The organism is Streptomyces sp. 840.1 (assembly GCF_003751445.1).
In the GTDB taxonomy this organism is placed as follows: Bacteria; Actinomycetota; Actinomycetes; order Streptomycetales; family Streptomycetaceae; genus Streptomyces.
The window spans coordinates 277,439-291,767 of sequence record NZ_RJUU01000003.1; the positions used below are offsets into that span (position 1 = coordinate 277,439).

Genomic DNA, 14,329 nt, shown 5'->3' on the forward strand with positions numbered 1-14,329 from the left:
CTTTGCTGACCCGCGGGTCACTCGTCGATGAGGCTGGTGGTGTCGGAGAACTGAGCCAGCCGGAACACCACGAACTCCGCGGGCTTGACCGGCGAGACGCCGATCTCGCAGATGACCCGGCCCTGGTCGATGGACTCCTGCGGGTTGTTGTCGCGGTCGCACCGCACGTAGAACGCCTCTTCGGCGGTGCGGCCGAACAGCGCGCCCCTGCGCCACTCCTCGGTGAGGAACGCGGTGACGTTGCGCCGGATGCTCGACCACAGGCGGTCGTCGTTCGGCTCGAAGACCACCCACTGGGTGCCCAGGAGGATCGACTCCTCCAGGTAGTTGAACAGCCGGCGCACGTTCAGGTAGCGCCACGCCGGGTCCGAGGAGAGGGTGCGGGCGCCCCACACCCGGACGCCCCGGCCGGAGAAGGCGCGCACGCAGTTCACGCCGATCGGGTTGAGCAGGTCCTGCTCGCCCTTGCTGAGCCGGAGTTCCAGATCCACGGCGCCGCGGATCACCTCGTTGGCGGGCGCCTTGTGCACGCCCCGCTCGGCGTCGCTGCGCGCCCACACGCCCGCGATGTGACCGCTGGGCGGGACGGTGGTGTTGCGTCCGGCCGCCGGGTCGAAGACCCGCACCCACGGGTAGTAGAGGGTGGCGTAGCGGGAGTCGTAGCCCGCCTCGTCGTTGCGCCAGGCGCGCACCTGCTGGGCGGAGAGTCCGGGCGGGCTGTCCAGGATGGCCACCCGGTCGCCCATCTGCTCGCAGTGCGCGATCACGGCGAGCTGCACCGTTCGTACGCCCTCCGCGTCGATGTCACCGCGCTGGTGGGCGCTCATCAGGTCGGGGACCGAGACCATGGTGATCTCGTCGATGGCCTCCAGGCCGCCGAACCCCGTACGGGCGGCGACGTCGCCGACGTATTCGGACGCGTCGAGGCGCTCGACCTCGCCGGAGCCGGACGTGGCGGGCGCGGCCGGGGCGTCGGGCACTGCCACGGTCTGGCCCGCGGGCCGGCTCTGGGTGGCGTTGCGCTGCTCGGTGACCGCGATCAGGCTGGAGGAACGTGCCTGGGTGACCAGGTATCCCTTGACGTTCTTGCGGGTCGAGGCCTCGTAGGTCTCCACGACCTTGTCGCCCTGGCGGACCAGGACCTTGAAGCGGTCCTCGGGCGGGTTCTCGCCGTCCGCGTCGGCGATCTCCACCGACACCCCGGTGATCCCGGGCCTGGCCGCGATCAGGAAGCCGCCGAGCTCGACCGGCTCCGCCGCCCTGGCCTGCACCCCCTGGGCGCCGTCGTCCGGCGATGCGCCCTCGGCGGGTCCGCCGATCCGGACCACGTAGGCCGCGCCCCCGCCGTTGGCGAAGTATCCGTAGACCGCGTGGGGCAGGTAGGTGCCCTCGGCGAATCCGCCGAAAAGCTGGGTGTACTGGTCCCATGAGGTGACCAGTGTCGGTGCGTGGAACGGCCCGTTCCGGGCGAACCCCACGAACGCGGCGACGGCGGTGCCGACCCCTTCGATCGGTCGGGCACCGGACTGCACCTCCTCCACGTACACACCCGGGGTGAGGTACGTCGGCATACTCGCTCCTTCGCGTCCTTACGGGTCACCTGTGTCCAGGCCGAGTCTTCGCTGCCGGCCCGTCCCGGCGACAGGGACTCGCGGACCTGGCCGGGGGCAAGGCCGCTGCCTTTCCGGGACGCCCCGCGCGTACCGTCCGGGCCAGGCGGTACGCGCGCCTCAGGCGCCGGCGGCCTCGGTCATGTACGGGCCGAACTCGCCCTCCAGGACCAGCCGCCCGAGCTTGCGGTACTCCTGCACGACCGAGGTCACCACCTGGCGCATGGTGAGCGGCGTGCCGGACTCCGCCGCCAGGTACGCCGCGGTCACCGCGCAGGCCCGGATCGAGCCGCCGGCGAGTTCGAAGCGGTCGGCGCAGAAGGCGAGGTCGAGGTCGTCGGCGCGGGGCAGCCGGCCGCCCAGGCACCGGTCCCAGAGGGCGAGGCGCTGGCCCGGGTCGGGCACCGGGAAGTCCGCCACCACGTCGAGGCGGCGGGTGAAGGCCTCGTCCAGGTTGGCCCGCAGATTGGTGGTCAGGACGGCGATCCCGTCGAAGGACTCCATGCGCTGGAGCAGGTACGCCGACTCGATGTTGGCGTGCCGGTCGTGCGCGTCCTTCACCTCCGAACGCTTTCCGAAGATCGCGTCGGCCTCGTCGAAGAGCAGGACCGCGTTGACCGCGGACGCCTCGGTGAAGATCCGCTCCAGGTTCTTCTCGGTCTCCCCGACGTACTTGTCGACGACCGTGGACAGGTCCACCACGTACAGGTCCATGCCCAGGTCGGCGGCGACGACCTCGGCGGACATGGTCTTGCCGGTGCCGGACTCGCCGGCGAACAGGGCGATCACGCCACGTCCCCGGCCGCCGCCGGGCCGCATCCCCCACTGCCCCAGCACCTGTTCGCGGTGGCGGGCCCGCAGGGCGAGTTCGCGCAGCCGCCGGTGGGTGGGCGGCGGGAGCACCAGGTCGTCCCAGCCGACGCCCGGCTCCACCCGGCGGGCGAGCCGTTCGAGCCCGGCGCCGTTCTGGGCCCGCACGGCGCTCTGCAGATCGTCGGGGCCGACCGGCCCGCCGGTCAGGGCGGCCGTGCGCACCGCGGCGTCGGCGGCGCGGCGCAACTGGCCGGAGTCCAGACGGTGCGCGGAGACGGCCCTGGCGAGCGCATCGGCGTCGCCGGTCATGGAGCCCTCACCGGCAGCCCGGTCCAGGGCGTGCCGCCAGCGCGCCGCCTGCCGTTCGGGAGACGGCGCCGCCACGGTCAGGACGACGGGGGCGTCGGCGGCCCACGCCGGGTCCCAGCCGGTGGTGCCGTGCGTGAGCAGCGGGATTCCCCGCAGCGCCGCGCACAGCACGCCCAGCGTCCTGGCCCGTTCGACGGGTTCGGCGGGCAGCGCCTCCACCGGGCCGAGTACGACCCCCGAGCCGGTCAGCCGGGCTTCGCGGGCCGCGACCCGGGCGAGTTCCGGCAGTTCGCCGGAGCGCCGGGCCAGCGCCACCGCGTCCAGGACGAGCGGCCGCAGCCCGGCCGCGCGCAGGGCTGCGGTGGCCAGGCCCTCGGCGTCGCCGCCCCTGCTGCGCAGGTGCACGAGGCCGGAGCCGGTGCGGGCGGCGGCCGCGGCCCGCCGGGTCTCCGCCGCGTCGGCGGTCGGGTCCTCACCGGTCTCGCCGAGCACTGAGGCGAGCACGACGTCGGGGTGTGCGTTGCCCAGAAGGTGCCCGGACACCCGGTCGGGGACCGCCAGGACGCGGGAGAGCGGCGGCCGTTCCGGCTCGGTGACCCGCACCAGACCGCCGTCGACGAGCGGTGCTCCGGGGGCGAGCCGGAAGCGGGCGGCGGCCGCGCCGGCCAGCCCGCACAGCTCCAGGGCGAGCCCGACCGTGGGGCGGCGGCGCGTCAGGTCGTCGTTGAGGTACCCGTAGAACCGTTCGAACCGCGCGTCCAGGTCGGGCGCCACCGCGATCAGGAGCAGGTCCAGGTCCAGCGGCGAGAGGCCGAACCGCACGGCGAGGCCTTCGAGCACGGAGCCGGGAGGCGGCTGCCAAGGCTCCTTCGCCGGTACGCCGAGGCCGCCCGGTTCGTCCAGGATGCGGGTGATCGCCTCGGGGGTGAAGTACTGGCCCCGGTAGGGGTCGTCGGGGTCGGGGTCGACGGCCCGGCGGTCCTCCACCGCCTGCCGTACCCGCTGTTCGACCAGGCGGAGCCGGGCCCAGAGGTGGGCCTCTCCGGCGGGGGCGGGGGGCTCGGTGCCGCGCCTGCTCGAAGGCTCGGCGAGGACTGCGGGTTCGGCGCTGCGGGTCACGGCTGGCGGTCTCCCCTGCGGCGGCGCGCGGGGGCGGGGCGCCGCTCGCGCGGTCCGGCGAAGCCGTCCGGGCCCGCCTCGCTCGTCCCCGTATAGCGCAGCCGCCGTCCCGGCACGGCCTCCCCCTCCTGGCTGCGGGCGGCGGAGCGCACGACGAGCCCTTCGGTGACCGGGGGTGCGAGGACGGTGCTCACTCCGGCCAGTGGTGCCCGCACCAGTACCCCGAGGGAGGCCTTCAGCTCTCCGCCGAGCGCCGACCAGACGTCCGACGCGGACGGTGCGTCGAGCCTGCCCCCGGCGGTGTCCAGGCTCACGGTCAGGCCGAGTTCGGCGAGGGTGCCGGTGAGCAGCCGGGCCGGCAGCGTGTCGGTGGCCACCAGGCAGGCGAGCACCTGGGAGAGCAGCCGGTGCTCGTCCTGCGGGCGGCTCGCCCACGCCGTGACCAGGTAGGTCAGCTCGAACCAGCGCGGCGGGGTGCGGCGCGCGACCAGGTGTCCTTCCGCGTCGTACACCTCTCCCGCGCCGCTGCCGCGCCGGGTGGCGTCCTCCCGGATGTCGTACAGGAAGACGCAGACCGTGGGGGCGTTGCGGCGGGCCGCCCAGTCCTTGGTGGGGGCGTCGAAGACCACCTCGACGCCCGATGCCTCCAGTCCGGACTCACCGAGCAGCCGGCGCATCGCCTCGTCGACTTCGTGGATCACCGGCGGGTCATCTCGCCGGGCGGCTGCCAGTTGCCGATGACCACCAGGAAGTCGGTCTTCACCGCCGAGAAGCCGGGGCCCCTGGCCGTGATGACGCGCGGCCCCGTTTCGTCCTTGGCGAGGATGAGGAGCTGACCGATGAAGGTGCCGTCGGGCTTCGGGACGGTCGGCGCGGCCGCCGCGGTGATGCCGGGCTTCCAGGTGAACCGCACCGGCGCTCCCGGCGGGAAGTCCTTGCCGCGCACCGAGGTGACGAAGCCGGGCTTGCCGATCGGCGGGACCGCGACGATGCGCGGCTGGAGGATGCGCAGCGGCTGCCGGGCGGTGTTGTCGCTCTTGTCCGCGTCGGTGCCGGTGGTGGTGAGCAGGCCGGTGACGCTGCCGGTCAGCGCCTTGTCGGGGCTGAGGACGACACGGACGACCGTGCTCGCGCCCGGGGCCAGGTCGGGCAGCGCGCACACCCAGGAGCTGTCGCAGCCCGCCGGGGGCCCGCTGTCCGGGACGGACCGGGGCAGGCCGATCTTGAGGCGCAGCCCGGTCGCCAGTGCTTCGCGGCCGTTGCGCACGGTGTACGTCACCACGACGCGGCCGCCGACGTAGCCGGGGTTGGGCTGCGCCGTGACGCCTACCCCGGGTCCGGCTGCGGGCTCGGGCGGGGCCGGGGGCACGGTGGGCGGTGCGGTGGTGGGGGGCGGCTCGGTGGTGGGAGGCGCCCGGGTGGGTGTCGGCGGTTGCGGTGGCGTCGTCGGGGGCGGGGTGTCCTCGCGCACCGGGACCACGGTCCGGCCGGTGTTGTCGGTGGGCTGCGGATCGATTACGGAGCCGGTGACCGACCAGTCGAACGGTGCGTCGCCCGGGGTGACCCCGACGAGGGTGACGCTCACCGGCACCGTGTCTCCGGGGCGCACCACTCCGACGTCGCACTGGAGGGAGGCGGCGTCGCAGGTGCCTCCGGGCCAGGTCAGCCTGCTGATCCGGGCGCCGGGCGGCGGGGCGATGGTCAGCCGGGTGCCGGGGGACGCGGCGGGGCCGCTGTTCACCACGTCGACGGTGATCGTCCTGGAGCGGCCGACGGCCACCGCCGGGATGTTGCCGGGTGCGTGGACCGCGAGGTCCACGGACTGCTGGACGCTGGGTTCCTTCTGCCTTCCCGGCAGGCCGGTGGTCAGCGGGCTGAGGGCGCAGGTCGCGACGTCCAGGAGGTAGAGCTTCTCGGGGCTGTTGGCCGGGAGGGCCTCGCGGGAGCTGATGACCAGGCCCGTGCCGTCGGCCGTCCAGGCGGCGTCGCGCGGCTGGAAGGGGCCGGTGAGCGAGGTGTCCGGCAGCTCTTGGCGGCAGCCGTCGGGGAGGTTGTGGGCGGCCTCGGGCAGCAGCACCTGGCAGCCGCCGTCCGCCAGGGTCGCCAGCAGGATGCCGTTGCGCTGGTCGCTCCGGCCGCCGCCGTTCTTGCGGTTGAACGCGATGCTGAGCCCGTCCGGCGAGAACGCCGGGCTGTCGTCGATGACCTCGCAGTCGCCGGGGCACGCCGTGGCGCTGAGGTCCCGCTGCGCGTTCAGGTCGTTGACCGGCACGGTCCAGATGTGCTTGTTGCCGCCGCCCCCGCCGATCACCTGGTTGCGGGTGAAGGCCAGGGTGGTGCCGTCGGAGGACCAGGTGGGCTGGGCGTCACCGCCCTGCGGCTGCCCGGCCGGCGCGGTGACCCGGTCGCGGATGGCTCCGGTCGCGACGTCCGCGATCAGGATGCTGCTGGGGCCCGCCGCGTCGCCGACGCCGCCGGGCGACGTACGGGTGAAGGCGAGGTACTTGCCGTCCGGGGAGAACGTCGGGTCGGTGTCCCAGTCGTTCGGTCCGCGCTCGTCGAGCTTCATGTACGCCTTGTTGGAGCCGTCTGCGTCCACCATCCAGATCCGCTCGACACGGTTGCCGGCTTCGCCCTCGAAGCGGGTCACCACGATCCTGCGGCCGTCGGGCGTGTAGTTCTGCCGCTCGGTCCACGGGTCCCCGGTGGTGGGCCGGAAGAGCGGGTCGTGCGTGGGATCGGTGTCGGTGTCGGCGGCCGGGTCCTCGTTGAGGATGGTCACCCCCAGGTCGCGGGGGTCGGAGCCGTCCGAACGGGCGTCCTGGAGCGTCACCTCGTGCGGTCCGGCGGCCGAGACGCGCTCGACCACCACACCGCCGTCGTCGACCGTGCCGGTCCAGGTGGGCGATTCGACCTCGCGGTCCTCGCTGAGCTTCAGCACCGGTGTGCCGGCGGAATGCGTCGTCACCCGGAACACATGGTCCCAGTCGCCCTCGCAGTCGCAGGTGCGGTCGGGGCTCAGGAACAGCACGTCGTTCCCGTCGGGCAGCCACGCTGCCCCATGGGTACGCCAGTCGGCCTGTACGCCCCCCAGCAGCGGCCCGTCGGTGCGCCCGTCGGTCACCCGCAGCCGGGGTCCGGGCGGCCCGGCCGAGGTGTAGGCGATCAGGTCGCGGTGCGCGGCATCGTCGAGCGGGTTCCAGGCCGGTTCGGTGGCCGCGCCGTTGGCGGGGTCGGTGACCCGGGTCGCGGCGCCGCCCGTCAGGGGCCGTACGTAGATCTGCATGCCGGCCGCCGCGTCGTCGCCGCCGGAGTACGCCAGGCGCCGGCCGTCCGGGGAGACCGTCGGGCACTCCTCGTCCCAGGGTGTGTCGGTGAGCCGGGTGAGGCCGGTGCCGTCGGTGCGCACCGTCCACAGATCGCGCTGCTTGCGGCCGTCCGCGCCACCGGGTTCGGCCGAGTCGAACACGACGGACCTGCCGTCGGGCGTCAGCTGGGGGTGCCCGGCGTAACGGCCGCTGGTCAGCTTGCGCACCGAACCGTCGGCGGTCCGCAGGTAGATCTGCGGCGCCTTCTCGTCGCGGCGGCTCGCGAAGACCAACTGGTCCCCGAGGGCGGACGGCTGGAGGTCGAAGTGTGCGGGGCCCTCGCCGAACAGCGGTGCGCTGTGGGTGTCGCTCTCCACCTGCCCGAGGCTGCGGTGGCGGGTGCCGGCGTAGGCGATCCGGGTGGCGGCGGCGTCGGCCGCCTGCACCCGGGGCTCGGCGCTGCCCTCCCCCGAGGCCGTTGTCACCGCGAGCAGGGGGATCAGGAGCAGCAACGACGCCCCGAGTCTTCCCGGGCGGAACCGCCCACCGGGGCCGGCGGTGCGCATCACGGTCCACCTCGCTGTCTGGTGCGGTATCGGGCTGTCCCCCGCCACCCTGCCGGGTCCGCGTACGGTGCGGCAGGGCGGCGGAGACGTACCCGGGGGAAACGTTCGGTGCGCTTTCGGGCAGCGCCGGCGTACCGGCCGCCGTCAGATGAGCCCGTTGCGCAGTGCGTAGCCGACCGCGTGGGCCCGGTTGCGCAGTTGCAGCCGCGTGATGATCTCGTGCAGGACGTTCTTCACGGTCCGTTCGGAGTACGCGGTCTTGCGGGCGATCTCCACGGTGTCCAGGCCTTCCGACACCAGGCGCAGCATGTCCGCCTCGCGCGTGGTCAGTGTGGACAGCGACAGGCTCCGCGGGTCGAGGGCCGACCGCTGGAGGCTGCCCACGTGGGTGAGCAGCTTGCCGAGCAGGTCACCGGGGAGTACGCCCTCGCCGTTGGCCATCGCCAGGACGAGGTGGAGCAGCTGGTCCTGGTCGGCGTCGGCACGCCGCAGCACCGCCGAGACGCCGCACTCTATGACGCGTTGCAGCGCGCCCGCGCCGAGGGTGCCGACCACCAGGCCGGTGCGGGTGGCGGTGTTGTGCCGCAGCCGGTGCAACAGGGCTGCCACGTCGTCGTCGACGGTGTCGACGACGACCAGCGAGGCCTGGGCCTGTTCCGCATCGGCGTCGTCGAGCAGACTTATCTCGGGCCGCCGGCGTAACTGCTGGACGACACCGACGTGCAGGACCGGATCGGCGGCGTACACGGCGACTGTCACCTGGTCCGGGCGGTCGGTCTGGGAGGTCCGGTGCGCGGCCGGTGCCTGGGTGGACAGACGTGGTGTGGTGACGGACGCGGCCGGACTGTACTGCTCTGGGCAGGTCATGGGTGCAGTTCCTGTTTCATGAGTCCGTGGGCTGAGGGTTCGTGAGCTGGGGGCTTGCGCGGAGACGGTGCGTGAGAAGACGGTCATGAGGTGAGAGTTCGCGGGCAGGAGGTTCGTGAACGGAGGGAGTGTGGAGGGTTCGTGAGCAGAGGGTCGTGGGCACGAGGGCGTACGGGCGGGTGACCTGAGGGGCGGGCAACGGCCGTCAGGGCGCGGACGGCCGGCTGCGGGACCTGGCGGCCCGGTCAACAGCTCACCGGAATGGCGGAGTTGGTCTTGACTCCCCGGGCACCGCGACTGCCCGGGTCTTGCCCTTGCGCTCCTCGTGGCGGGCGCGGCGCGCTTCTACCGTGACGGTGTGACGCCTTCCGCATCCCCCTCCGGCCCCAGCGCGCCCGGCCTCGACATCCCGGCGGTGACCGTTGCACCGGGCAGCACCGCCACCACCAGCCTGACCGTCCACAACGACAGCGACATCGTCGAGGCGTACAGCCTGGAGGTCGTCGGGGACTGCGCGCCCTGGGCCACCGTGGAACCCCCTCGGGTCTCCCTCTATCCGGGCACGTCCGAGACGGTGACGATCCGTCTGGACCCACCGCGTTCGCCGGACATCCGCCCCGGTGACACACCGCTGGGCGTGCGCGTCCTGCCGGCCGAGCACCCCGAGTCGGTACGGGTTCCCGAAACCGTCGTGACCGTCGAGGAGTTCCGCGAGCTGCACACCGAGCTGGCGCCGCGTCGCCGGCGCGGCTGGCTGCGCGGCCGCTACCGCCTCGCGGTGCGCAACCTCGGCAACACCTCGGCGCTGGTGGGCTTCGCCCCCGGTCAGGCGGGTGAGGAGCTGCGGTTCGCCTTCAGCCCGGCGAAGCCGAAGCTGGAGCCCGGCGAGTCGGCGGAGGTCCGGCTGCGGGTCCGCACCGGCAAGCCGGTGTGGTTCGGCTCCCCGGTGGTGTGGCCGTTCACCGTGGACGCCGCCGAGACCGTCGAGCCCGCCGCCCAGGAGGAGGCACGGCGTGACGAGTCCGTCGTACGGCCGCCGCTGAACGCCGAGTTCGTCCAGATCCCGATCTTCCCGAAGTGGCTGCTCGCGGTGCTCGCGGCGCTGCTCGCACTGCTCCTGGCCTGGTTCACCCTGGTGCGTCCCGCCGTGCGCAGCGCGGCGAAGGAGGCCGCCACGAAGGAGGTCCAGGCGCGCCCCAATCCGGGCGGGGCGCAGGACAGCCAGTCGCCGGGCACCGGTTCGGGCGGCGGCAAGGACAACCCGTCCGGCGGGGACAAGGGCGCGCAGCCCGGAGCGAGCCCCGGGGCGACGCCGGGCACGGGCGGCGACGGCACCTCGGCGGGCGGCGGTCAGCAGAGTTCGGCCACCATCGACCTGAAGACGTCCGGCGGGAGGAGCGCGGCGGGTACGTACAAGGTGCCCGAGGACCACGCCTTCGGGATCACGGACATCGTCGTCGCCAACTTCCAGGGCGACGAGGGGGTACTCACGATCACGTTCGGCAAGCGGAAGATCACCACGATCGCGCTGGAGACCTTCCGCAACCAGGACTACCACTGGGTCACCCCTATCAAGATCACCGAGAACGAGACCGTGACCGTCAACGTGACCTGTGCGAAGCCGGGTACACCGGCCACCGGGCGTCGGGCGCAGGAGTGCCACGAAGTCCTGAACGTGAGTGGTGTGCTCAGCCCCGTCAAGCAATGAACCAGGCCTTCCGGGACAATATCGACCAGCGCGGGGCCGTCCGAAACGTGAGATTTATCGTTTCGTCTGAAAATCGACACCGCACGCGGCCGAGGATCGCGGGCCGGCGGAGGGGCAGCGGCGGGGCAGCGGGGTGTCGCATCCAGCGGTGATCCGCCACCGCCCCCCGTGCCACGGCCGATGATCCGGCCCACACGCGTCGATGACGGCGCCCACGACTCACGCGGCGCGAACGACCCGCGCGGATCGCAAAGTGGCCGACTTTCGCCGTGACAGCGCGCGTGTCCCGGGCGGCAGTTCGGGACCGCGGACGCAAGCGCTTCGACACGGCACCCTTCCGCTCCTGTCACTAAGTGACACGCTGTCTCTTGAGGACAGCGCGCCAGTGCGGTGCGGGAGGGTGTTGCGTTGCCATGCCGGCGAAGACGGGCGGCACGGGAGGGATGAGCGAGCGGCGTCGGCTGCGGCTGCGGCTGCGCCTGGAGATCTCGCAGGAGGCGGCCCGCCTGTTTTTGGGAAGAGGGAGTGGCCGCGAGGAGCGGCGATCAGATGGCCGAGGCGGTGGGCCTCTCCACACGCACTCTCTGGCGGCACTTCCGGAGCAAGGAACTGCGCCGAGCCGGGCGTCACGCAGGGCGTCGCCACTCTGCTGAGCGTGCTGTGCGACTGGCCCCGGGAGAGAGATCGCTCGAAGACCATCTGGCCGCCGAACTGACCCGGCTCCGTCACGGGAGGTCGCCCGTCGACATCGCGGACGGGATGCTCGCGATGAGGATGATCCGGCTCGCCGACACCGAACCGGCGCTCCGCACCGCCTGGCTGGTGGCCTGTGCTGGACGGAACGGGAGATGTGCGTGATCAGCGACGACCGCATCGGGCGCCCGGCCGGTGATCCGCAGGTGCGGCTGTACGCCGCTTCGGCCGCCGCGGTCCTGCGGGTGCTGGACGAGGACATCGGCGCCGCCGTCCTCATCGGCGCCGGCCTCACGGGCGGGTGCGGTCCGCCGGCTGCAGGCACCGGCGGACCGCCTGTCCCGCTCCGGCTCACGAGTGGAGGTTGTCGAGCCGGCACGGGACCTGCGCACCGGACCGCGGGGCCACCGAAGGAGTTCCGGCTCCTCGGCCCGGGGTCCGGGTCCGACCGGGTCGGCTCGGGACCCCGGTCCTGTGCGGTGGCTTCGTCCCCGTCGACGGGTCCGGTGCGCGTATGTGGGGCGACGCCCGCCCGGGGCCATGCCGGGTTTCCGGCCGGGCCCCGGGCGGCTGAGGCGGACCTCTCGCCGTGAGCCCCGCTCCGTCAGTCATTCGGAGACGGGGCGCCTGCGGATTGGAGCCGGAGCGGATTCGGTGCCGGCATCACCTGTCCGGGTGAAGCGCCGCCCGCAGCCGCCCGCAGCCGGGCCCGCACCGGCACGGGCCCGGCTGCCGCACTCACCCGGCCGCGATGCCGTGCCCGCCTAGGCGGGACCGTGGCTGCCGGTGAGGGTGGCGTACACGACGACGTTGTCGGCGTAGCGGCTGTCGTTCCTGGAGTAGTCGCCGCCACAGGTGATCAGGCGGAGCCCGGCGTGGTCGAGGTTGCGGTAGACCTCGACGGTGGGGAACCGGTCCTTGGGGTAGACGGCGGTCCGGTCGACGGTGAAGTCGGCGCTCCGCCCGTCCGCGCGCCGGACGCTGATCCGGTCACCGGGACGGAGCTTGCCGAGCCCGAAGAACACCCCGGGCGCGCCGTTCCAGGTGACATGACCCGCGATCACGGCGGGGCCGACCGCTCCGGGCGTGGCCCCGGGTCGGTACCAGCCCGCCTTGTCCGGGTCCCGAGGGGTCTCCATGGCGCGGTCCTTGCCGAGCCCGAGCTCCTCCAGGGTGGAGGCCACCTTGAGCGAGGGAATCGTGATGCGGACGGGCCGGGACGCGGGCAGCGCCGCGGTGTACGGCTCCTCGGAGGCCGGGGCGGTGTCCGGTTTCCCGGACGGCGTCGCGGGCTCGGCCCCCTGCCGCACCGGGGGCTGGCCGGTGGCGGCCGGACTGCCCCTGTCTGCGGCGGGGGGCGGAGCGGGCTGCTGCCGGCTCGTTCCCAGAGCCAGCAGCAGCCCACCGGTCAGGAGCAGGGCGGCGGTGAGGGCGATGAGCGTGACGTTGCGCCGCCGGGCCCTCGTGCGGTGCGCGCCTTCGTCGGGTGTCCCATTCATCGCTTCACCTGTCCCTGCGTCCGGCCGTTACGGGCATCGCACGGCGCCTCCGTCGGTGCGGAGCGCCTCAGCCGTCGTGCCGGGCGTCCGCCGTGCGCGTCCGGCGCCGTACGACGAACAGCCCGCCTGCCGCGAGGAGTGCCGCACCGCCTGCCGCGAACAGACCGGGCGACTCCACACCCGCGGTGCTCCCGCCCCCCGTCTCGACGCCGCCCACGGGCATGGAGCCGACCGCGGCGCCCTTGACCATGCCGCAGCTCGCCGGGGCGGTGGCCTCCTGCGGCAGCTTCGGGTCGAGTTCGCTCTTGCCCTTGCCGAAGTCGTACTTGGCGTTGTTGTTCGGGTCGATGCCGTGCTGGACGACGTGCAGATCCTTGATGTGCTCGGCCACGGCCTGCGAGACGGGAATCGTCCGGGAGTAGCTCAGCTTCCCGTCCTTGTCCGCGACGGGCATCCGGTCGACGGCGAGGCCGCTGTTCTTGGACGTGTCGCCCTTGGTCGTGAGGGAGATGTTGATGTCCCCGTACACCGGCAGACCCTCGGCCGTGCTGACGATGCCGTCACCGTCCTTGTCGGCGCTCATGTCCGGGCAGCGGAAGTCATGGCCGTCGGTCGAGCCGTGGATGTGCTGCGCGTGCGGCTGGCCGGGGACCAGTCCCTCGGCCTCGATCTTCACCGTGAGCCTGTCGCCCTCCACGCTCACCAGGGCCGTGCCGCCGGCGCCGGAGCTGTTCAACTGGTTCAGGTCGATCTGGTACGTGTCGCCGTCGGCGGCTTTCGCCGTGCTGCCTGCGACATGGCCGTCGTGCGCCATGGCGGGCACGGCCGCGCAGAGCGTGAGCGCGGCGGGCACAACCAGCAGAGCGGTGAGACGGGTTGAACGGCGGGCATTCACGAAGACGCATCCCCTTCCGGCGTTTCCGGTCACAGAACCGGAACCGCGTTCGGTCGCTGATGTCGTCTATTCGGTGCCGTCGGCACAGCGGATTGGTCTGAGCACGACATCTGTCGTATGGGAGCCGGGAACGGGGGCACACGGGGTTCACCACTCGAGAACAGGAGTTCCACCGATGCTCGGAATAGTCGCAGCCGTCCTCTTCTTCATCGCCTTCCTGATCAATGCCGCCGACATCGCGACCAACGACGTCTTCTCGTCCGTGAACGTGATGCTGCTCGGCCTGACGGCCCTGGCGTTGCACGTGGGCGGGGTCGGCACCGGATGGGGGGCCGGCAGGTCGCGCAGGCGCTGATCCGCGGCCCGTGGGCAGCACCGCGCCCCACCGCCCGGCCTCCGTCCTCGTCGGAGCAGCGACACCCACCACCCCAGGCCCGCCCCCGTCCGGAACGTCACTCGGGGGCGGGCTTTCGACGTGGGGTGGCGTAGACGACCACGTTCTCCCGGTACTCGCGCGCGTCGGGGTCCCAGCCGGTGCAGGCCAGCAGGCGCAGGCTCGGGCCGGGGGTGGGGCCCTAGACGGCGGAGTCAGGGAACTCGTCCTTCGGGTAGACGGCCACCTCGTCGATCGTGAAGTGCGCGGTGGTCCCGTCACGGCGGGCCACGGACACCGCCATGCCGGGCTTGGCGGGGCCCCGGTTGGAGAACGCCGCGGGGCCGGAGGTGGTGTCGACGTGTCCCGCGAGGACGGCGGTCCCGCGCTCCCCCGGTGTGGCGGAGGAACCGACCCAGCTCGCCCGGTCCTTGCCCCGGGGCAGCGGCAGTTGCCCGTCACGGTCGAGTTCCTCCGGTACGAGGACGGCCTTCAGCCCCACGGCGGGGATCCGGAGCGGGCATTCGGGCCGTTCCGGCAGGTCCGGGGAGTGACCGGCGGGTGTGCGA

The 14,329-nt window shown here is 73.1% G+C and carries 11 protein-coding genes; 2 read left to right on the forward strand and 9 right to left on the reverse strand.

Annotation, left to right across the window (positions count from 1 at the left end; all coding sequences use genetic code 11):
* Positions 1–17: 17 nt before the first annotated feature.
* The 5 genes from EDD93_RS33720 to EDD93_RS33740 all read right to left on the reverse strand — a co-directional run bounded on the left by EDD93_RS33720 (position 18) and on the right by EDD93_RS33740 (position 8,592).
* Positions 18–1,571 (reverse strand): phage tail sheath family protein, encoded by a 1,554-nt coding sequence (locus EDD93_RS33720; protein ID WP_123529839.1) that lies wholly within the window; start codon positions 1,569–1,571, stop codon positions 18–20.
* Positions 1,572–1,730: 159 nt separating this feature from the next.
* On the reverse strand, positions 1,731–3,746 hold the full coding sequence (locus tag EDD93_RS33725) for an ATP-binding protein (RefSeq protein WP_260256145.1): 2,016 nt from the start codon (positions 3,744–3,746) through the stop codon (positions 1,731–1,733).
* Between the two features lie 101 nt (positions 3,747–3,847).
* Positions 3,848–4,552, reverse strand: a complete 705-nt coding sequence (locus tag EDD93_RS33730) for a DUF4255 domain-containing protein (RefSeq protein ID WP_123529843.1) — start codon at positions 4,550–4,552, stop codon at positions 3,848–3,850.
* The gene (locus EDD93_RS33735) at positions 4,549–7,725 is read right to left on the reverse strand and encodes a DUF11 domain-containing protein (protein ID WP_123529845.1); all 3,177 of its coding nucleotides are present in this window, start codon (positions 7,723–7,725) and stop codon (positions 4,549–4,551) included. Before EDD93_RS33735 ends, EDD93_RS33730 begins: the two co-directional genes overlap by 4 nt.
* 144 nt (positions 7,726–7,869) lie before the next feature.
* On the reverse strand, positions 7,870–8,592 hold the full coding sequence (locus EDD93_RS33740; RefSeq protein ID WP_123529847.1) for a LuxR C-terminal-related transcriptional regulator: 723 nt from the start codon (positions 8,590–8,592) through the stop codon (positions 7,870–7,872).
* Between the two features lie 358 nt (positions 8,593–8,950).
* On the opposite strand from EDD93_RS33740, the gene EDD93_RS33745 reads away from it, so the two are divergent.
* Positions 8,951–10,300: a hydrolytic protein gene (locus EDD93_RS33745; RefSeq protein ID WP_260256075.1), complete on the forward strand. Its 1,350-nt coding sequence runs from the start codon at positions 8,951–8,953 to the stop codon at positions 10,298–10,300.
* Between the two features lie 725 nt (positions 10,301–11,025).
* Here EDD93_RS33745 and EDD93_RS40560 read toward each other — a convergent pair.
* The 3 genes from EDD93_RS40560 to EDD93_RS33760 form a co-directional block, all read right to left on the reverse strand.
* Positions 11,026–11,385: a hypothetical protein gene (locus EDD93_RS40560; RefSeq protein ID WP_260256077.1), complete on the reverse strand. Its 360-nt coding sequence runs from the start codon at positions 11,383–11,385 to the stop codon at positions 11,026–11,028.
* Between the two features lie 372 nt (positions 11,386–11,757).
* Positions 11,758–12,492 (reverse strand): class F sortase, encoded by a 735-nt coding sequence (locus EDD93_RS33755; protein ID WP_123529849.1) that lies wholly within the window; start codon positions 12,490–12,492, stop codon positions 11,758–11,760.
* Between the two features lie 67 nt (positions 12,493–12,559).
* The gene (locus EDD93_RS33760; protein ID WP_123529851.1) at positions 12,560–13,387 is read right to left on the reverse strand and encodes an LPXTG cell wall anchor domain-containing protein; all 828 of its coding nucleotides are present in this window, start codon (positions 13,385–13,387) and stop codon (positions 12,560–12,562) included.
* A gap of 175 nt (positions 13,388–13,562) precedes the next feature.
* Between EDD93_RS33760 and EDD93_RS33765 the strand changes: the two genes are divergently transcribed.
* Positions 13,563–13,742, forward strand: coding sequence for a hypothetical protein (locus EDD93_RS33765; RefSeq protein WP_123529853.1), 180 nt, complete (start codon positions 13,563–13,565; stop codon positions 13,740–13,742).
* A gap of 220 nt (positions 13,743–13,962) precedes the next feature.
* Here the strand turns inward: EDD93_RS33765 and EDD93_RS33770 are convergent, their stop codons facing one another.
* Positions 13,963–14,301 carry a sortase domain-bontaining protein gene (locus EDD93_RS33770; RefSeq protein WP_123529855.1) on the reverse strand — a complete coding sequence of 113 codons (339 nt, stop codon included), beginning with the start codon at positions 14,299–14,301 and terminating at the stop codon, positions 13,963–13,965.
* Positions 14,302–14,329 lie beyond the last annotated feature (28 nt).